16 protein-coding genes and 1 riboswitch are annotated in these 20,522 nt (G+C 54.3%); of the genes, 8 read left to right on the top strand and 8 right to left on the bottom strand.

Annotation, left to right across the window (positions count from 1 at the left end; all coding sequences use genetic code 11):
- Positions 1-194 precede the first annotated feature (194 nt).
- From AC6RNO_RS16960 to AC6RNO_RS16945, 4 genes are all read left to right on the top strand, one after another.
- Positions 195-1,202 carry a substrate-binding domain-containing protein gene (locus AC6RNO_RS16960; RefSeq protein WP_497106142.1) on the top strand — a complete coding sequence of 336 codons (1,008 nt, stop codon included), beginning with the start codon at positions 195-197 and terminating at the stop codon, positions 1,200-1,202.
- Positions 1,199-2,647, top strand: coding sequence for a histidine kinase (locus tag AC6RNO_RS16955; RefSeq protein WP_497106141.1), 1,449 nt, complete (start codon positions 1,199-1,201; stop codon positions 2,645-2,647). The genes AC6RNO_RS16960 and AC6RNO_RS16955 overlap by 4 nt, the downstream gene beginning before the upstream one ends.
- Positions 2,622-3,965, top strand: a complete 1,344-nt coding sequence (locus AC6RNO_RS16950; protein ID WP_497106140.1) for an AraC family transcriptional regulator — start codon at positions 2,622-2,624, stop codon at positions 3,963-3,965. Before AC6RNO_RS16955 ends, AC6RNO_RS16950 begins: the two co-directional genes overlap by 26 nt.
- A gap of 221 nt (positions 3,966-4,186) precedes the next feature.
- On the top strand, positions 4,187-5,578 hold the full coding sequence (locus tag AC6RNO_RS16945) for a sugar porter family MFS transporter (protein WP_497106139.1): 1,392 nt from the start codon (positions 4,187-4,189) through the stop codon (positions 5,576-5,578).
- A gap of 716 nt (positions 5,579-6,294) precedes the next feature.
- On the opposite strand, the gene AC6RNO_RS16940 is transcribed toward AC6RNO_RS16945, so the two are convergent.
- A complete protein-coding gene (locus tag AC6RNO_RS16940) occupies positions 6,295-8,340 on the bottom strand; it encodes a molybdopterin-dependent oxidoreductase (protein WP_497106138.1) in 2,046 nt (681 codons plus the stop codon).
- 174 nt (positions 8,341-8,514) lie between these two features.
- On the opposite strand from AC6RNO_RS16940, the gene AC6RNO_RS16935 reads away from it, so the two are divergent.
- Complete coding sequence (locus AC6RNO_RS16935) at positions 8,515-8,811, top strand: hypothetical protein (protein WP_474685154.1); 297 nt, start codon at positions 8,515-8,517, stop codon at positions 8,809-8,811.
- Between the two features lie 45 nt (positions 8,812-8,856).
- The gene (locus tag AC6RNO_RS16930; RefSeq protein WP_474685155.1) at positions 8,857-10,128 is read left to right on the top strand and encodes a methyl-accepting chemotaxis protein; all 1,272 of its coding nucleotides are present in this window, start codon (positions 8,857-8,859) and stop codon (positions 10,126-10,128) included.
- A gap of 7 nt (positions 10,129-10,135) precedes the next feature.
- Here AC6RNO_RS16930 and AC6RNO_RS16925 read toward each other — a convergent pair whose 3' ends face one another.
- From AC6RNO_RS16925 to AC6RNO_RS16895, 7 genes are all read right to left on the bottom strand, one after another.
- Entirely contained in the window at positions 10,136-11,074 is a 939-nt protein-coding gene (locus tag AC6RNO_RS16925; RefSeq protein ID WP_497106137.1) for an ABC transporter substrate-binding protein, read from the bottom strand.
- A 15-nt stretch (positions 11,075-11,089) separates the two neighbouring features.
- Positions 11,090-12,112, bottom strand: a complete 1,023-nt coding sequence (locus tag AC6RNO_RS16920; protein WP_474685157.1) for a FecCD family ABC transporter permease — start codon at positions 12,110-12,112, stop codon at positions 11,090-11,092.
- On the bottom strand, positions 12,113-13,048 hold the full coding sequence (locus AC6RNO_RS16915) for an iron chelate uptake ABC transporter family permease subunit (RefSeq protein WP_497106209.1): 936 nt from the start codon (positions 13,046-13,048) through the stop codon (positions 12,113-12,115). It lies immediately after the preceding gene.
- Positions 13,049-13,268: 220 nt separating this feature from the next.
- Positions 13,269-14,939 carry an AraC family transcriptional regulator gene (locus AC6RNO_RS16910; protein WP_497106136.1) on the bottom strand — a complete coding sequence of 557 codons (1,671 nt, stop codon included), beginning with the start codon at positions 14,937-14,939 and terminating at the stop codon, positions 13,269-13,271.
- A gap of 178 nt (positions 14,940-15,117) precedes the next feature.
- Positions 15,118-15,360 carry a hypothetical protein gene (locus AC6RNO_RS16905; protein WP_497106135.1) on the bottom strand — a complete coding sequence of 81 codons (243 nt, stop codon included), beginning with the start codon at positions 15,358-15,360 and terminating at the stop codon, positions 15,118-15,120.
- Positions 15,361-15,576: 216 nt separating this feature from the next.
- Complete coding sequence (locus AC6RNO_RS16900; protein WP_474685160.1) at positions 15,577-15,954, bottom strand: IDEAL domain-containing protein; 378 nt, start codon at positions 15,952-15,954, stop codon at positions 15,577-15,579.
- 400 nt (positions 15,955-16,354) lie between these two features.
- Entirely contained in the window at positions 16,355-18,715 is a 2,361-nt protein-coding gene (locus AC6RNO_RS16895) for an MHYT domain-containing protein (RefSeq protein ID WP_497106134.1), read from the bottom strand.
- Positions 18,716-18,864: 149 nt separating this feature from the next.
- Between AC6RNO_RS16895 and AC6RNO_RS16890 the strand changes: the two genes are divergently transcribed.
- Both AC6RNO_RS16890 and AC6RNO_RS16885 read left to right on the top strand, forming a co-directional pair.
- Positions 18,865-20,016, top strand: a complete 1,152-nt coding sequence (locus AC6RNO_RS16890) for a DUF4062 domain-containing protein (protein ID WP_497106133.1) — start codon at positions 18,865-18,867, stop codon at positions 20,014-20,016.
- Entirely contained in the window at positions 20,013-20,198 is a 186-nt protein-coding gene (locus tag AC6RNO_RS16885) for a hypothetical protein (protein ID WP_474685163.1), read from the top strand. The genes AC6RNO_RS16890 and AC6RNO_RS16885 overlap by 4 nt, the downstream gene beginning before the upstream one ends.
- Positions 20,199-20,385: 187 nt before the next feature.
- Positions 20,386-20,522: riboswitch (cyclic di-AMP (ydaO/yuaA leader) on the top strand.

Below are 20,522 nucleotides of genomic sequence, written 5' to 3'. Positions count from 1 at the left end.
GTTGGAATACAACATCTAGCGGAGTCTTACGCTTCTGCTAGCGCCGGGAACCGGCATACTGAAAGCGGGCGGGCATTTTGCCCACTTTTTCGGGTTGTCCCGTTCCCGTGGTTCCTGCACATACGCCGCTTTGGTTTCTTTTCCGGCTTTTTGTATAATGACGTATGAGTCTATCCGACGGGGGCCGTGACTTCATGTCGAATCAAAAATGGAAAATTGCCATACTATTGCTATTTGCACTGTTCGCCTTCTTGCTGCTGCAATTTTTGCTCTCGACGATCCGCATCCGGGCCTTGGTCAAGCCGCCCGAAGCCGGTCTGCCGAACGGCCAAGCGGCTCGGCATGTCGTGCTGATTTCCCAGGAAATGGACAATCCATACTGGAGGTCTATCGAGCAGGGGGCCCGAGAAGCTGCCGGGCAGTTCGGACTGGAGCTGGAATATACCGGGCCGAACCGCATCAATCCGGCGGAGCAAATCCGGCTGCTGGAAAAAGCGATCGCGGCCAAGGCCGATGCCGTGCTGGCGCAAGGAATCGGCGATCCGCAGTATCGGCGGCTGATCGATAAAGCCGTTTCGCAGGGGATCGCGGTCATCGCCGTGGATACGGACGAGCCCGGCAGCCGGCGGCTCTCTTACGTAGGCACCGACAATTCTGCGGCCGGCGAGCAGATGGGCGAGCTTGTCGCCCAAGCCGCGGGCGGTCAGGGCACCATCGGCGTGATCATCGGCAATGAGCAGGCGTATAATCAACGCCTGCGGTTGGACGGATTTCGATCCGTCATTAAGCGTTATCCCGGACTTGCCGTAGCCGAAGTCCGCTCGTCCGACATTTCCCGCCTCCAAGCGGCCGAACAAGCGGCCGACCTTCTGACGCAGCGCCCGGAAATCGGCTATATGGTCGGCTTGAGCGCCCTGGACGGGCCGGGAATCGCCGAAGCCGCGCGCCGGGTGAAGCCGCGCAGCCTTGCCGTTTTTGCCTTTGACGATGTGAAGGAGACGAAGGACGGCATCCGCCAGGGACAAATCGCCTCCGCCATCGTCCAGCAGCCGCACGAAATCGGCTATCAGGCCGTTTCGCTGGCGAACGATTTTTTTCATGGCAAAGCGGTGCAGCCGCAGCTGTTCACTTCAACCACCGTGCTGGACCGCGTCAGCGTCGGCAGTGAAACCGCCGGCGAAACCGGAGGAAACGGACCATGACGATCCGTACCAAACTGCTTTTATTTATTCCTCTGCTGGTGCTGCTGACGAATTCAGTCACTTTCTTTTTGTTCGAAAACGGGAAAGCCGTGCAGCAAAGTTACGATACGAGAATGGACCGCTTTCTCTTGTACAAACAGTCCTCCCAAAAAGCCGAAAACATGCTGAAAGCGCTCTACAACTACCTTCTGAGCCCTGACGAAAACAGCCATGCGGAGCTGAACGCGATGCAAAGCGAGCTGCTTGCGCTGCGTGCCGCACTGGCCGGTCAGGAAAACGCCGCGGTCAATCCGTCCGTATTGGCCGGCTACGCCAACCTGATCGGCACCCTTTTGGAACAGGCGGGGGCGTCGCTGTCCAAAGCCGATTCCCACGAATCCCGCGAGGCGCTGAACCATTACGAGGACGCGGAAAAGACGACCGGCTTTATCCGCGATGAAAGCCAGCATCTCGTCGATTTGGAGCTGAGCTCGTACCAATCCGCCTATCAGGATATTCATGACGCGCAGCAGCGGATGTACTGGCTGGGCGCGGCGGTGTTCGTCGTGAACACGCTGCTCAGCGTCGTCCTTGCGGTATGGATATCCCGCAGCATAACGTGGCCGGTCAACCGCCTGGTGCAAACAGCCAGACACATCTCCCGGGGAGACCTGCATACGGATGCGGGGCTGCCCAGCGGGGATGAGCTCGGCTTATTGTCCGATACGTTTCGGCAAATGATCGGCGATTTGCGGGAGCTGATGGCCAAAGAGAAGGAAAGCCTTGAGAAAGACCGGCTTATGAAGGAACTGGAGCTGCAAGCTTTGCAGAGCCAGATCAATCCCCATTTTTTGTTTAATACGCTGAACAGCATTTCCAAACTTGCCCTCATCGAAGGAGCGGAGCAGACCAGCGATCTGATCGTATCCATGTCCAACCTGCTGCGGTACAATTTGCGCAAGCTGGACGAGCCGGCGACTTTGCGGGACGAGCTGGCGCATGTCCGGGAATACATCCGGATTCAGCAAACCCGGTTTCGCGACAGGGTCAGGTTTGAAACGGAGGTCGATGAAGCCGTGCTGAACGAACCGATCCCTTTGCTGACGATCCAGCCTCTTGTGGAAAATGCGTTCGTCCACGGCATTGAAAAGATGGAGCGCGGCGCGGTCATTCGCTTGAGCATTCGCGGCGAAGCCGATGCGGTAGCGATTGAGGTCACGGACAACGGCAGCGGCATGAGCGAGGAAACCCGCCTGTCGATGCTGCAGCTTGAAGCCGGGGCCGGCACTAAGGATTCCGCGGGCATCGGGACCAGGAATGTGTTTAAGCGGCTGCAGCTGTTTTACGGAAGCGGCGACTGGGTGGATATTCAAAGCGAGCCCGGAAAAGGAACGACGGTATCCGTCCGGATTCCGTATCGAAAGGAAGGTGACAGGACGCATGTACCGGATGTTGATCGCGGATGACGAGGCGCTGGAGCGCGAAGGGCTGGAATGGATCATCCAGCGTATGATGCCGGATACGTTCCAGGTGATTCATGCGGAGAACGGACGGCGGGCGATCGAGCAGGCGGATGAGCACCGTCCGCACATTATTTTCATGGATGTCAATATGCCCGGCATCCAGGGGCTTACGGCTCTGCGGGAAATTCGGCGGCGGCTGCCGGATGCGAAATTCGTGATGGTGACGGCTTACGACCATTTTGCTTATGCCCAGGAGGCGATGTCGCTCGGAGTCAAGCAGTACATCGTCAAACCGGCGAGCCGCGAGCAAGTCGTCAAAACGCTGCAGCAGCTGCTCGAAGAGCTGGATACGGAAAAAAGCAAGCGCGCAGAGGAATTGGAGCTGCGGGACAAAGTGTCCCAGCTGCAGCCTTTGGTCGAAAACGAGCTGGCTATGCTTTTCATGGTCGATCAGGTGCTCGATGCGAGCGTGGAGCAGTTGTCCGAGTGGCTGGAATTCCCCATCGACGACGGCTGTGCAATCGTAATCGCTTTTCCGGAGCATCTGCATGCCCGCACGAAGAAAAAGATGTACGATACCATCCGGAATTTTGCCAAAACGCACGGCTCATGCATCGTCAGTTCGCTGATCGATCTGCACATGGCCGTTTTCCTCAGAAAACCGCCGGAATTATCCGCCTCCTTATGGAAAGCAGAAGTTTTGAGCTTCGGCGAAAAGGTAGTCTCCTTGACCGAACGCCAGCTGGAGCTGTCCGTTTCGGTCGGCATCGGGACGGTGCGCAGCGGGTCCGAAGGTTTTCGCAAGTCATATTTTGAAGCGGTATTTGCTTCCACTTGCTATGACCAGGGCGGCCGGGTATGCAGCTTCGATGACCTGAAGGAAGGCCATTCGGACGGGCCGTCCTCCGCCAAAGGCGAACCCCTGTCATCGCCGTCTCCCGCCAGGCAGTCCTACGTCTTGTCCGCGCTGGAGCGCATCCGGGAAGAGCGCGAGCAGCAAACCTTGTCGGTGCTGGACAAAGCGAAAAGCTATATTCGGGATCAATATACCGAAGACATATCGCTGGAGGAAGTCGCCGATTTCGTCCACCTCAATCCCCACTATTTCAGTAAGGTATTCAAGCAGCAGGTCGGCGAAACATTCATTGATTTCGTAACCGGCTTGCGGATCGAAAAGGCCAAGGAACTGATCGCCGCCGGCTCGGTCAGCCTTAAGGAAGTATGCTTCGAGGTCGGATACAAAGACCCGAATTATTTTAGCAGGGTGTTCAAAAAAGTAACGGGAGTCACCCCGACCGAGTACCGCGGCCAGACCAAATAGGCCCAAGCGGGCGATGTTCACGTCTTGAACGGACGTGGACTTTTTTGTGTTCGGATAGCAAGAATGTGCTAGTCCGGCCGCGTAGGGGGCGATGCGCCGGCAATTGCAAAATAAATGCGGCAAGACCACAAATAAGTGCAGACGATCCCTCCTTTTGCGAACTTTGCGGCATGCTATAATGAACTCGTTTCCGTATGGAGATACTGAGAGGAGTGATCAAAATGGAAGCAGCTGTTCGCATAGAAAACGAAAACGAAAAAATCAGCATCAAGTTTGTAACGCTCGTTTCGATTATCGCCGCATTGGGCGGTTTGCTGTTTGGCTTCGATACAGCCGTTGTCTCGGGCGCGATCGGATTTATGCAGGAGCGGTTCGGCCTGAATGAAGTGCAGGTCGGCTGGGCCGTATCCAGCCTGATCATCGGCTGTATCGTCGGCGCCGCCGGTTCCGGCGTGCTCAGCGACAAGTTCGGCCGCAAAAAAGTGCTTATCGCCGCGGCCTTCTTGTTTATTATCGGCTCGCTCGGCTCCGCGATTCCGGCTACTTTTTCCGGATACATTATAGCCCGGATCATCGGCGGTGTCGGCATCGGCATCACCTCGACCCTGTGCCCGCTGTACAATGCCGAAATCGCGCCGGCCAAATACCGCGGCAGACTTGTCGCGTTCAACCAGTTTGCTACGGTTACCGGCATTTTTCTCGTATATTTTGTCAATTTGAGCATTGCCGGCGCCGGGGACGAGGCATGGAATATTTCCACCGGCTGGCGCCTGATGTTCGGTATCGGCGTCATTCCCGGCCTGCTGTTCATGGCACTGCTGTTTTTCGTGCCTGAAAGCCCAAGATGGCTGATCAAGCAAAAACGCCCCGCAGAGGCGCTGCCGATTCTGCTGAAAATTCATGGCGAGGAACTTGCCCGTAAAGAAGTGCTCGACATCAAGGAATCGTTCAAAGAGGAAAACGCCGGTTCCATTAAGGAGCTGTTTAAACCCGGGCTGCGTTGGGCTCTCATTGCGGGTGTGGTGCTGGCTATCCTGCAGCAGGTGACCGGCATCAACGCGATCATGTATTACGCCCCGGAAATTTTCAAGCAAATGGGCGCGGGCACAAGCGCTTCGCTGGTGCAAACGATTCTCATCGGCTTCATCAATTTTATGTTCACCATCTTGTCTTTATGGCTGATCGATAGAGTGGGACGCAAAGCGCTGCTGCTCGTCGGGTCCGCAATGATGACGCTGTGCCTGCTCGTTATCGGCATCGCTTTTCATACCGGCTATACAAGCGGGCCGCTCGTGCTTATTTTCATCCTGATCTACGTGGCATCCTTCGCCGTGTCGCTCGGACCGGTCGTCTGGGTCATTTTGTCAGAAATTTTCCCGAACCGCATCCGCGGCAGAGCTACGGCAATCGCATCCATGGCGCTGTGGGCGGCGGACTATATCGTCTCCCAATCGTTCCCGCCGATGCTTCAATCCGCCGGACCTGCCATCACCTTCTGGATTTTCGGCGTAATGTCGCTGTTCACATTCCTGTTCACCTGGCGCGCCGTGCCTGAAACGAAAGGAAAATCGCTGGAGGAAATCGAATCCATGTGGACTTCGAAACAAGCTTAAGCTTTTATGAAAGAAAGGGTTGTCTCAACGGACAGCCCCTTCTTTATGCACAAAAGCAACTCCGCCCGACAGACTCCTAACGGAAAAAATGCAGATTTGCAGGCTGCCCGGAAACCCGCGCGGCAGAAGCGGTCGCCCACAATCTGCCTGGTTGCGCGAAGAAAACCTGCAAAAGTACAGTTTTTACCCGGTTGATACGCTGGTCACGACAAATTCCTGCAAATGTGCAGGCTTTTCGCCGCGAACATGGGCTCAGATTCATTTTCGCGGAAAATTCCTGCACAATCGCAGGCTTTTCACCCAAAACGAGCCACTTTTGCGAAAAAAACTGCACTTTCGCAGGTTTTCTCCCGGGCCAAACCGCTTTGCCCCCTACTTCAGCTCCGTAACCCGTGTAAGAGAGACGTGGGTGGGAGTGAGCGGCTGTTCCCCTCTGATTCCTCTAAGCCGCCACTTTATCAACAATCTGATTTATGCAGGCTTTCTTCGCGCAGCCAGGCGATTGTGCAATCGGCTCTGGCGTGTACGTTTTTCTCAACAGTCTGAGATTTGCTGTGGTCGGACCGACCGCCATGCAGCGCAAATACCGCGCGCTGGGAGCTGCGCGCGGTGCGAATTCTGTCGGCGGGGCAACGCCGCGCGTTTGCAGCTTTGCCGGACGCGGCGCCAGCCCCACAAGCATCTCACAAGCTGCTTGTGCGGCAGCCTTCCTGCTTTTACCGCCCTACGCTCTTTTCCACCTGTACCCGCCCGGAGAAAAAGGTCGCTCCTCCGCCCATATCGGCCACACGGTCAGGCGTCAGCGCATTGACCAACGCCGGCGCTTTGCCTTCCGGTGAGTCGGCCCAGAGGCCTTGACTGACGACGACTCCCGGGAGCACGTCCTCTCCGGCCGAGACGACCAGTTCGCATTCCCCTCGCCCGTTCCAGACCCGCACCTTGTCGCCGGTCGCCACTCCAAGGGCTGCGGCATCCGCTGCATTCATATGCAGCTTTGGCGCTTTTTCCATGCGCACATGCTTGGCATTATTGGAAAAGGTCGAATTCAAAAAGTTATGATTCGGCGCCGGAACGAACAAAAACGGCAGCTTCTCGTCTTCGTGAAGCGGCGTATAAACAGGCAGCGGCGGATAGCCCCGGCTTTCCATCGTCTGCGAATAAAGCTCGATTTTCCCGCTTGGGGTACTTAGCCGCCCCGGGAAGAGCGGCCGAACCGCAGCTTTGACAAACTGCTTTTCCAGCAGCGCCTCATAGGTGAGCCCGTCCAAATACGGATTGTCCGGGTGATCCAGCGCCTGGCGGATCATCGCTTCCTCCGAATCCTGCAGCGCCTGCTCCTCAAAACCCATCGCCTGAGCCAGCAAACGGAACACTTCCGCATTGGATTTGCTTTCCGCGTAAGGTTCTGCAACCGGCTGCTGAATTTGCACGTAATGATGCCAGTAAGACCGGTAAAAATCGGTATTTTCAAAAGACGACGTAGCAGGCAGCACGATATCCGCATACAACGCCGTTTCTGTCAGGAACAAGTCGTGCACGACGGTAAACAAATCCTCCCGGGCGAGACCTTCTCTGACTTTGTTGGCGTGCGGAGCTACGAGCGCCGGGTTCGAATTGTACACGTAGAGCGAACGGACCGGAGGGTCCAGTTCAAGCAGCGCGCTCCCCAGCAAGTTCATATTAATGCGCCGCGTATCCGCGGTCAGCAAATCCGGGCGCTGCAGTGCAGCCGTGTTGTGCTCCAGGTAGCCGCCGTTTCCCTTGATCGCGCCGCCGCCCTTGTGGAGCCACTGGCCCGTAAGCGCGGGCAGGCAGGCAATCGTGCGCACGCACATGCCGCCGTTATCGTGATGCTGCGGGCCGTTGCCGATGCGAATGAACGACGGCGAGGCCTGGCCGTACATCCGGGCAAGCCGGTATATATCTTCGACCGGCACACCCGTCACAGCGGACACCGTCAGAGGATCGTACTTCCGGACGTGCTTCCTCAGTTCCTCGTATCCTACGGTGTACTCTTTCAAGAAAGCTTCGTCCGTCAAACCTTCGTCGAACAAAATATGCATCAGCCCCAGGGCAAGCGCCGCATCGGTTCCCGGCAGCACCGGAATGAACCAATCCGCCCAGCGGCCTGTCTGATTTTTATGAACATCGATCACGACAATTTTCGCGCCATTTTTACGCGCCTTCTCCGCAAGCACGACCTGGTGCATGTTCGTACTGACCGCATTGATGCCCCACATCACAATAAGCTTGGAATGAACCGTATCCTCAGGGTCGATCCCGAAGCTCCCGCCCATCGTATAATTGTAGCCTTCCGTTCCGGCGGCCTGGCAGATCGAATACAGCAGCCGGCTCGCTCCCAGGCGATGGAAAAAACGGCGGTCCATGCCCTCCGTGCCGATTCGGCCCATGTTCCCGTAAAAGCTGTAAGGAAGAATCGCCTCCGCCCCATGTTCGGCAATCAACTGTTTCCAGTTGGCGGCGATCGTGTCCAAAGCTTCCTCCCAAGTGATCCGCTCAAAGCGGTTCTCACCTTTGTTTCCGACGCGTTTTAGCGGAAATTGCAGCCGCTCGGGGTCGTATAACCGTTCCGCCATATGGCGGACTTTGTTGCAAATCGCGCCTTGCGTGACCGGGTGCGCGGGGTCCCCTTCTATTTTCACAATTTTTCCGTCCTCTTTATGAACGAGCAGTCCGCACTGATCCGGACAATCCAGCGAACATACCGAGGGGAAAATTCCGTTGCGACGATCGACAGACATTTGGACTCGGCTCCTTCCGGCTTTGCATCTTCTCTATTGTAACGAAACTGCCGGGAGATGCCAACGGCCGCAATAAAGGCCGATGCAGTAACAAATATCACAGCCTGCACCGCCAATTTTCAGCTACCATGTAAATATGCAGTGCGAAGGAAACAATGAGGGGAGTGCGTACCCGTGAAAAAAGAACATATCATTCACTTTAAAGTCATTCGCAAAGACAGCGTGAAGCTTCTGAGAGGCGTCATATTTTTGGAAGAAGGCCAGCAGCCTACCCTTCATGATTTTGCTCAATGTCTAAAGGATTGCGGCCACGAAGTGCGTTTGGAAAACAAGGAAAAGGCGATTTTCAGAGCGTACAGACCGGGCGAAGAATATATCATCGACATTTTGGAAGATTACGAAGATCATTCGCGGGATCTGGCGACCGAAAATTTAGCCAAAAACATGCTGAAAAACGATTCTATCGAATAAGAAGCATGGTAAACTGAAACTATCAAAAACGAGAGGGGCTTCGGTATGCGTCTGGGCCTGATCCAAAAAATCGTCATCGGAATTGTAGCCGTTTCCATCATCACTTACGGCACTAGCGCTTTTTTCATTCTTTATATTAAAGACGCGGCCGCGAGCGGCATTCCCGGCTGGCTGTTCACTTTAGGCACTTTGAGCCTGGGCGTGTGCTGGACCGGTTTGTTGGGCTGGTTGATGGCGCGCTGGATCGTCCGGCCACTGCTGAGATTGGCCAAATTCGCCGACGATGCGGCTTTGGGCCGCCTCGACATCAGCATCCCCGATCACAAATCGGATGATGAACTCGGCATGCTGACCGCTTCCTTTCAGAAAATGGTCCGCCATCTTCGGGACATGATCGTCGACATCTCCCAGCACATCACGGTCGCCGAACAAAGCTCCGCCTCGTTAAACAGCGCCATCGGGGCTGCGGCGAAGCAGGCCGAGCAAATTTCGCAGAGCACCGAGGACATTTCAAACAGCACCCACAGGCAGGAGCAGCAGTCTCTAGAGTGCCTGAACGCCATCGAGTCGGCCGCGCAAGCCGCGGCGGAGATGAACGGGAAGGCGGCGGACGTTCACGAGCTTTCCCGGCAAATGGTCGTCACCATCCGGGAAAGCGGCAGCGACATTCAATCGCTGTTGGCCGGGATATCGGATCTTTCCACGATCAGCGAGGACTCCACAGCGCTGGCAAACAAGCTGCAAGCGCATACCGCCGAAATCGGCAAAGTATCCGGATGGGTCGGGGAAATCGCCGATCAGACGCACCTGCTCGCTTTAAACGCCAGCATTGAAGCGGCCAGAGCCGGCGACGAGGGCATCGGATTCTCGGTCGTAGCCCTGGAAATCAGAAAGCTGGCCGAACAGAGCGCCCATGCCGTCAAAAACATCGACAGGCTGGTCAAGGACATTCAGGCGCAAGTGCATACGATGGAGGACAAAATAGCCGATCAGGTGCGCCACATTCACGAAGAGCTCGGAAGAGGGCAAAAAGCCGGCGCGGCCATGGAGCATATCGGCGCCGCCGTGCATCAGACGGCGGACGCCGTAAACATGATTGCGAGAACGGTGGGCGAGCAGGCGCAAAAAATTGGCCTCTCGGAATCGAGGGGCCAGGAGATAGCTTTCATTTCCAAACAAATTACGGATATGGCCATGCAAGCGGCCTCGGCCACGCAGGAGCAAACCGCATTCATGCAGGAAATTTCTTTTTCGGCGAACGTTCTCAGCGAGCAGGCTCAAGGCCTGAAAGAGAAAATCAAAATGTTCAGCATTTAGTCAGCGATTATTTGGAAAATATGTTTTCCGCCTCATCCATCGACAACTTGCTGCCCAGCGACGAATAGTCCAGCCACGGCTGGTCGGCGATCGGGTAAACGTGATTTTGCTTCACGGCTTTGAGCCCTTGCCAGATCGGGTTGCCCTGCAGCTGCTTGAACACCTTCTGAGCTTCCTCATCCCGGTTGACAACGACGAAAATCGCATCGGCGTCAAAATCGGGCAGCACCTCCTGGGAAATCACCTCGTAAGCTTTGTTAATTTTCTCAACGCCTTTGGCAGGCTGCAATTTCAAATCGTCGAACAGGATCGGGCCCATCGGACGCTTCATGCCGAAGACGCGGAGCTCTTTGCTCGTAACCCGGATCGCCATCACTTTGCCGGTGCCGATCTTGTTTGCAATGAGCCCTTTAACGCGCTCTTTTTCGGTGTCATATTCTTTGATAAAATCTTCTGCCTGTTTTTCGCGGTTCACGGCCTTTCCGACTTGTTTCAGCGTGTCTCTCCATGTCCCTTCGTCCAGATCGAACACTTGAACCGGAGCGATTTTCTCATATTTGGCAAGATCGTTGCCGGCGTACTGCTTGTCGAGGAAAATCACGTCAGGCTTTAAGGCAAGCAAAGCTTCCATGTCCGGATCTGAAACTACGCCCAGCTTTTTCGTGTTTTGCAGGCGGTCTTTGACGTGCGGCAAAAAGTCTTTCAGGTCGCCGCCGATGGCCGAGCCGACAGGCGTAATGCCGAGCGCGAGCAGGTGGTTCGTCAGATGAATCGACAGCGAAGCGATTCTCTGCTCTTTGGCGGCTGCGGGCGTTGCCGACGCCGCTGCCGAAGTCCCGGCATTGGCCGCGGCCGGGCTTGGCTCAGCCGGAGCCGCCGCCTTGCCGCAGGCGGCCAGTACTAGTATTACGATCATGCTCATGATGAGTAAAGATGTCTTTTTCATGGTTTTCTCCCTTGGTTATGTATGTTTGGTTTTCACTAGCAAATACAGAAAATAAGGCGCTCCGACGGCCGCTACGATGACCCCGGCCGGAATCGAGTTCGGCTGGAAGACCGAACGTCCGATCGTATCCGCGATCACCAGGATGACAAGGCCGATGAGCCCGGATATCGGCAGCAGATGCCGGTGCATCGGACCGACCAACCGGCGCGCAAGCTGCGGCGCCGCCAGCCCGATGAAACCGACGCCGCCGGCCATCGATACGCTGGCGCTCGATAAAGCGACGGCCGCTCCCAGCAAAAGCAGCCGGTTTCTGCGCACCGGCGCTCCGAGGCCGGCCGCCACCTGGTCGCCGAAAGCAAAGGCGTCCAGCGCTCTGGACTGGAGCATCGTGTAAGGCGCCAACAGCGCAATCCAGGGCAGCAGCGCATACACATGAAGCCAGTCTCTTCCCCATATGTTGCCGGCCAGCCATCTTGCGGCGAACGTATACGTTTTGTCGTCCAGGCGAAGCGATAAATACAGCGTGATTGCGCTAAAACCCGCGGCAACCGCAATTCCGATCAGCAGCAATTGAATCGGCTGCACCCCTTTGTGCCGGTCGTAAGCCAGAATCACAATCAGGAAAGCCGCCGCCACGCCGCCCGCGAAAGTGAACAGCGGAATGAGCAGCGAAACCGGGCCCTGCATCGAACGGAAGAAGGACATAAAAATGATAAGGCCGAATGCCGCGCCTGCATGAAGCCCGAGAATGCCCGGATCGGCGAGCGCATTGCGCGACAGCCCTTGCAAAATGGCTCCCGATACTCCAAGGCCGATCCCCGCCAGCATGGCAACGACAATACGCGGCAAGCGGTAGTCGAACAGCACGGTCTTGTCGTCCTCGCTGCCATAGCCGAGAAAGGTTTGCACCACATGCAGCGGAGACAGCCGGATCGTGCCGGTATTCAGACTTATAAGGATGACTGCCAGCGAAATCAGGACCAGGACGATCCCCACTGCAAAAGCTTTCTTTCCCCTGCTTTTAGTTTGCAGTTGCATCTACAAGCTCCTCCTTTCTTTTCGCGCCAAATACAAAAAGAAAGGAACGCCGACGAGCGCGACCATCACGCCGATGGCAAGCTCTTTCGGCGGGTTGACCGTCCGGGCGCCCAGATCGGCCAGAACGAGCAGCACCGCGCCCAGAATCGCAGACAGCGGAATGATGAAGCGGTAGTCCACGCCGGTAAGCTTTCGCGAAATATGCGGGATGACAAGCCCGATAAACCCGATGGAGCCGGCCGCCGACACGGAGACGCCCGCCAAAATAACCGCAGCGGTCATCGCGAGCATGCGTGTCCGCTTCGTTCGCACGCCCAAATTTACCGCCGCCTCATCCCCAAGCGCCATCAGCGAGACGGCACGTCCCATCGTCATTGCCCAAAGGATTGCCAGCAGGATAACCGGCACCAGGAGCTGGAGATGAGACCATTTGACCCCGGCCACCCCGCCCGCATACCAAAAAGCCAAATCCTGGTTCAAATCAAAATAAATCGCGATTCCCGAGCTGAGCGAATGCAGCATCGCGGCGACTACGGCACCGGCTACGGTGAGCCGCAAAGGCGTCAGCCCGCCCGGCCCCGCCGAGGCAAGCGCAAAAATCACGACCGTACTGAGCACGGCTCCGCCAAAAGACAGCGCCATTAAAGCGGAGTACGGCAAATTCGGCAAAACGGCGAAGCTGACCGCCACCACCAGCATCGCGCCCGCATTAATGCCCAGGATGCCGGCATCGGCAAGCGGGTTGCGCGTAACGCCCTGCATCAGCGCGCCGGCCACGGCCAGTCCCGCTCCTACTACGGCAGCGCCTATGACGCGGGGAAGCCGCAGTTCATGGATAATTTGATGCGCGGTCACAGACGGATCATAGTGCACGACCGCCGTCCATACCGTTTTCATGGTAAGCTCCTTCGCCCCATATGAGATCGCGAGAAACATCGACAGCAGCAATCCGAATATAGCCAAAACGAAAATGAGCACAAAAAGCGCGACGTTCGTACGCGCCGCAGCAGCAGATGTCCACTCTTGCAGTCGATTCTGTTCCATTGCATATTCCTTCTCGAGTAGTATTGATAATCATTATCAATAAAATGTATTATAAAATCCGTTTTCCACGGCGTCCATGACATATTTTAAGATTCGTTTCCATGTTATTTCTTTAGATGTAGGACGATTTGTGCGAGCCTTCCAGCATCGATACCGCTTCCTCCAATTGACGCCCGATGGCATACGGCGCATAGACCTTCCACTTTTCCCACTCCAGAAAATAGTAACGGTTCGCGCGAATCGCGGAATGCCGCAGCCACATGGGGTTCGTAACGATCTGATGCATGACGCGCCGCACCTCGTCCGCCGATTGTACGACCAGGAACAGGTAGTCCGAATCGTAGTCGCCGAGCTCCTCGATCGCGGCGGCCGTCCAGGTCAATTGGGTGCCGGGACGATACCGTTGAATCGACGTGCGGACGCGCTCCGGAGGCGACAGCTGCAGGCTGCGGTAAAAAACGTGGCCGATATTGCGTGCCGCGTATACCCTGAATTCGCCCGGCGCAATCCGCCAAATGGCTGCCGTCGCGCTGCCGATAACGCTTTTCACCCTTTTCCGCGCCCGCTCCGCCCGTTGCTCGTAATGGCTTATCCAATCCCTGGCCGCCTGCTCCTTCCCGACAATCCGGGCGATCTCCAGCATATGGTCGAAGATGTCCCCGGGCTTCCACGGAATCGAAATAATCGGGGCGATATCGCCGATATGGTCCCTCGCTTTTTGCAGCACATTGTCTTTGCATACAATGAGATCGGGCTTGACGTCGAAAAAAGCCTGCCTGTCGATGTCCCATGTCTCGTAAGCGTGAAACGGCAGCGTCAGCGACTTGATCGCCTGGGGCAGCAGCGGGTGAATTTGCGCGGCACACGGCACCACCCCGAGGGTGAACAAATGGTCCGTATACGGAAACGAAAGCGAAACGATATTCGGACACGTTTGCTTCAAATACTGCGTAGGCGCGTAGCCGTAGTTCTCTTTAAACCGGCGGCTGAAATAAAACTCGTCGCGATAGCCGACATGTGCGGCGACCTCACGGACTTTTTTATCGGAGACGCGAAGCAGCTCCTTCGCTTTGTTCATGCGCAGCCGGGTCAAAAATTCGATCGGACTTTTGTTCATTTTTTGCTTGAACAGCTGCGAATAATACGACGGATGCATACCGGCGAGCTCGGCCAGCTTGTCCAGCTTGATGTCCGTATGATACGCCTCCTGCATGTAGCGGACCGTCAGTTGGAGCGGCTCCTCGGGGCTGGTCGGCGGCGGCGGTGAGGCGGGCTCGCTCTGCAGCAAAACTTCCAGCAATTCGTACATGCGCTGCTGCCGCCGGAAGCGGTAGCCGGAATCCGCATGCGCATACGCATCTGCAGCCGGGCGCTCTTCCGCAAGCTGCAAAACAAGGCGCTGAATGCGGTTCAAATCGTTCCGCACGCTTCCTTGCACGGGAAAGCTTGTTTCCCGCTCGTACACTTTCCTTTGATCCGTGTTTTCCGTCGCCCGGAACAAATCGAACGCAATCCGGTACATTTTCGCATCTTTGCCCGATGAACCTTTCGCTTCTACGGTCGTGCCGGGAAGCAGCAGCCAGGCGGATTTGCCGGTTATGCCGGCTGGTATATCATTTACGAGGATCGTGCCTCTCATTTTGACAAAAAAAAGCAGCGTATGCGATGTAACCGTATGCCGTTCCAGACACCGCTCCGCCGCAAAGCCCGATACCGCATCCGCCTCTTTGATTTCCAGCATCGTCCCATGCAGAAAAGTACTCGCCCGGTCGGATCGACCCATTCCATATGCCTCCCTGAATTGCTTTACCGAATGAAAAGTTTTAGTGATAATCATTATCAATATCATACAACAAAACATGCGCATGCGAAAGCGGCTATCTTTTGAACGGACCGTCCTGGTGCCATTCGCCGTATAGCCTCTGCATACATGTAACCATTCCGCTGCATTTCCGGGTGTTTCACTGGTATAACGGTTGAGCGTAATGTTGAAGCGGCGGATAACAAGGAGGAAAAGCGTGGATGTCCTGAATTTGCTCGAAAGGATAGTGCTTGGTCGCGAATTGCGTATGGTACAAGTACTCAAGCAAATAAATTTCGCCGTTCTGAATCGTACACAATACCCCTGACACGCTCTGTCCATTCGTCAAAGATACGCCTACCGGGCGGCCGATTAAGAAAAAAGCTTTTTGCAGCCATGGCATACGGCTTACCTCCTTTTGGAACACTGTATGCGTCCCTGACGGCCCGTGTGTTTGTCTGCCGCATTTTCCCGCGCCGCTCTGCGTCGGTTAGCGCCGGTCCGCCCGATCCCCGGTTTCCGTTGTCCACGCCTGGGAAGCGATACAGCACGCCAAAACGCCAAAAAAAGCTGCCGGAACTTTCCCGGCAGCCTTACGTATAGATGTTCATCAGCATTTTTATTTTTTCCCGGACAGGCCCAAACGGTTAACAAAAGATGAGTAAGCGGCGGGCCGGCTTCCGTTATCTTGTCCTGCACCGTTCGGCTTGGATTTCAATTTGCCGGAAAGCTCCATGAACCACGCTTCATCGCGGGTTGACAGCGCAATATCGATCAACGCTTTTATTTGTTCATCGGCTTCCATGGAAATCATCGCTAATTTTTTCAGCTTGCTCACGGACACCAAGGCAATCGTACCTATGATCTCCTCATTATCGGATTGAAGAACATTCACTCTGGCGATTCCCAACAATTCATGTATCGATTCAATGTACCCGTGGACTAATTCCCCAGCATCCGTTCTGCCTTGCACCCAATCGCTGATTTCAAAGTTCATCTTTCTGCACCACCCATCTGAAGTTATATAATTATTCTATTTAACTATCATAATAATAGTTACAGTTTATTTTGTCAAATGGCTAAGAAAAGACGGCCGCTCTTTCACAACCTACGGCCTCTATTGCACGGGTTGGGGTGCTGAAGTGGGGACAGGGCGGCTTGGCAGGGAAAAAGCCTGCGAAAGTGCAGGCTTTTTCCCTGAAAGTACCTCATTTGGGCGAAAAGCCTGCGATTGTGCAGGAATTTTCTATAAAAATGTATCTGAGCCCATGTTCGCGGCGAAAAGCCTGCACATTTGCAGGAATTTTTCGTTTGCAGCGTATCATCCAAGCAAAAACTGTACTTTTGCAGGTTTTCTTCGCGCCACCAGAACCAGGCAGATTGTGCGCGCCCAGGCCCTACGGCGATGTTACGAATCGGCTGATTTCGGCCAGCAGCGATTTGTGGTCGAACGAGCCTTTTTGATAAACGCTTTTTACGAAACCGTTCAATTTCATCCTGTCTTCCGACGTGATCGACTTCGCGGTGATGACGATAATCGGAATAGCGCTCCAAGCGTCGTGCTTGCGCAGCTCTTCAACGAACTGAAAGCCGTCCATCTCCGGCATCATCAAATCCAGCAAAATCAGCTCGGGCATTTTCCTTGCCATAAATTCCAAAGCGAATCTGCCGTTGCCGGCCTGGGTCACCACATACCCTTCCTTTTGCAGCAGCTTGGCCATTAAGGCGCTTGTGGTCGCGTCGTCCTCGATCACCAGAACGGAGTGTTCCTTATGTTTCGAGATGTACTTGTCTATGACGCCGATCAACCGTTCCCGCTGCACCGGCTTCGTCAGAAATTCGGAAGCGCCAAGCTCGTAGCCCAGGTGCTTGTCGTCCGTCATCGACAATATAATAACGGGAATATCCTGCAGCTCGGGATCGTTCTTAAGCGCGGCCAGCACGCTCCACCCGTCCATGCTCGGCATCAGAATGTCCAGACAGATTACCTTGGGACGAAGCTTTTTGGTCAGCAAAAGCCCTTCCTCTCCGCTCTCGGCAAACGTCAAGTCCCATCCTTCCTTGGCCAAATATTTCCGTATCAATTGTTGGTTAAAAGGCTCGTCGTCGATCACCAGAACGCTCATCGGACCGTTATCCTCCGCTGTGCCGGAATCGCCCGCGGACAGAGCCTGGCTATTGTCCCGCCCGGGAGGAACGGCAGGAAGCCAGCACGTAAATGTGCTGCCGGATCCCAGTTCGCTTTCGACCGAAATGTCGCCGCCCAAAATGCTGCAGAAGTTTTGGCTGATAGCCAGCCCGAGACCGGTGCCTCCGTACTTGCGCGTAGTTGAAGCGTCGGCTTGCGTAAACGGCTGGAACAGCTTCTCGATTTGTTCCGGCGTCATGCCGATTCCCGTATCCTTGACCCGGAAGCAGAAGCCCTCGACGCCCTTTTTCGCTTGGCGGTACACCTCGAGACCGATGGTGCCGTTTTTCGTAAATTTGCTCGCATTGCTGAGCAGGTTGAACAATATTTGCCGCATCTTCGTCACATCGGTCGTGATTTCGCCTTCTATTTCGCTGGATTCCAGCCGGTTCCCATTGCCTTCGATCATCGGTTTTACCGTCGTCAGCACGTCCTGAATCAGTTCCGGCAAATGGCACGGCTCCAAATAAATTTCCATTTTACCGGCTTCGATTTTCGAAATATCCAAAATATCGTTAATAAGCGCCAGCAGATGCCTGCCCGATTTGCCGATTTTGCCAAGATCGTCCACAAAAGTCGGCTCGCCCAGTTCTTCCGCTTCCTCCATCAGCATTTCGCTGTACCCGATGATAGCATTGAGCGGCGTCCGCAGTTCATGGCTCATATTGGCCAGAAACTGGCTTTTGATCATATTCGCCTGGATCGCCTCGTCGTGGGCTTTCTCAAGCTGTGCCGTGCGTTCCTTCACCAATTCCTCCAAATGGTCGTTTAACTTTCGGAGCTCCTGGTTCATGATGTAAATTTCGTTTGTTTTTTCCTCAATCTCCAAATCTTTATGAGACAGGCGCTTGGAAATATAAATTCCCAAGAGGGACAGTGCGAGCGTAAACAAAGTGCCTCCGGCTATGAAATAAGCCGACCATTTTTGATCCAGCACCATTCCTGAGGATAGCGCCGCTTTGCCCCCCAAATGAAATTGGGCGGCCATCATTCCCGTATAATGCATACCGACGATCGCGGCGCCCATAATCAATCCGCTCCCGATCTTTTTCCACACTTCGCCGCTTTCTTTGCCCGTACGGAAATAAAACGATAACCATAAAGCCGCGATGGACGCGACGATCGCAATGACGATGGACAGCGCAAAATAGAACGGGTCGTACGAAATATCGACCTGCATGGCGGCCATGCCGATGTAATGCATCGCCGAAATGCCTACGGCCAGCATCAGCCCGCCGCCGATCAATTGGCGCAATGTCAGCTGATTGCGGCCTACGACGTTCAGAGCGACGAAAGACGCGCTGACAGCTGCGAGCACGGACAGCAGCACGAGCATAAGATCGTATCCGATCGGTATAGGCAGAGAAAAGGCGAGCATTCCGACAAAATGCATCGACCATATGCCCATCCCCATGGCAATGGCGCCGAATGAGAGCCACAGCCAACGGGCCCCGCCTGCGGCAGTGCTGATCCGTGCGGTTAAATCAAGAACCGTATAAGACGCAACGACAGCTACGATATATGAAAATATGACCAGTCCCGTATCGTACGTACCATGAACATGCTGCATGTACAATCCCTCTCTCTGTTTGTCGATTATTGTCGTAATGTCGTTCTTTCAATATATTACCATCCCTCTCTTCACTTGCTCAATGAAAATATGCGAAAAAAGCATCAAATAAGGTATAATAGTTGCAGATAAGGTAAGGGGTGAACGTTTTGCCTAAAGCGAAAATATTCATTAGCTCCGTAGGCCAAGACGAATTGCGGCCGATTCGAAACGCCGTTTTCGAGCAATTGACGGAAATCGGGCATGATCCTCTTATGTACGAACGAAATTTTGGCCCGTGGGACTCGCATCAGGATCCTATTAGCAAATGCCTCAAAAAAGTCGAAGAGTCGGAAGTTTTTCTTTTATTTATTAAAGATAAAGGGGGCACGTTCTACCCCAAATACGACCGGACGATTACCCATCTGGAGTACATACAGGCAACCCGTTTGAATAAGACCGTGCTTGTCTTTGTAGAAACCGGCGTCAAGCGCCTGTTTTTCAGCACTATGAAAGGCATTATCGAAGAAATTACGAACAGGCACGCCGAAGAAACCGGGGCTTATCCTAAAGCCGCGGACATTACAGCCGCATTAAAAAGCCATACTCAAGTACCTTCCCACATCGATCCGTACGTGTGGTTTTTCATCGATGATTTGGTCAAAAAAGGGATTTATATGGAAGAGCTCTCACTGGGTGTCTCTATCGACTGGAAAGACTATTTCAGCGACTTGATGCGCAGAGGCGTTCTGCTGCTTCCGCTTGAAGCTACGTTCGAAACGTATACGAAACAAATTCAACTGCATGAAGAGTTCGCTCAATTCATCGAGCGCAATATTCCGCTTTTTCAACATTTACCGAAAGATCGGATGGCGCTCTTTTTCACCGATTTTATGAGCAAGCTCAAAGGCAGAATGGTGAAGCGCCATTACGGAAACTATATGTCCGAGGACATCGGCGCCTTTCATGATTGCTCGGCCGTTACGATATATACGCGCGACAACGGGCGGATGAATTTGCTGCTGGAAGTCGGGAATACGACTAGCGAACCTTTTTTTCTGTTGAATAATGAAAAATCGTACGTATCGATTACGGCGAAAAGGGACAATCCGGAGCAGCTTTTTTTCAATGAAGCCAAGCAAACGCTCTACTTAACGGTAAAATGCCAGGACCGGGTCATGACCTGCCACTTTCGGGCCGATTCCGGCTGGGATGCGCGGAAGTTTGTCACTTTTCGAGATGACGTATTATATGCTATAATGAACCAGAACCCTATGGTTTTTGAATTTGCCCGGAAAATGATCGGAGGGATGCAGCCATGACAACTGTATATGTATCCATTAACGGAAAAGTGTCGGTAGCCGTAGGCGAGCAGCCCAAAGACGCGCTGCTTTTTGTTTCTCCCAACAAGAGCTTTCAAGATTTGCTAAGAGAGCAAAAGGAAGAAAGCACGAAAGCTTTGGAATTGATAAAAAGCCGGTTCGCGGCAGCAAGACGCCGATAAGCGAACAGCGTACATACCAACCGAAACGACGCCAAGCGCGGCCAGATCAGGGAAACCTGACGGCCGGGCTTTTTTGTTGCGGCTGCCTGTTTCTATCAATGGAAACATTTGAGGGGTGATCCCCCCTAGTTTTCTATGCTAGAATGAAACCCACAGAAGGACGCGGGAAACTGCTGTTCTTGCTGAGCAAACAAAACGGCCAAAGCATCGAAAGATGCACGGGGGAACCTCTTTATTTGGGGTGAAGCCATTGCAAAATGGCAGGGTGATTTCTCTTTGACCCGAATCCGTCAGCTAACCTCGTAGGCCAAAAAAGGAGAGGAT

Source organism: Paenibacillus sp. sgz302190 (assembly GCF_059820445.1).
The sequence above is the reverse complement of the archived record's forward strand: the minus strand, read 5'-3'. Positions and strand labels throughout refer to the sequence as shown.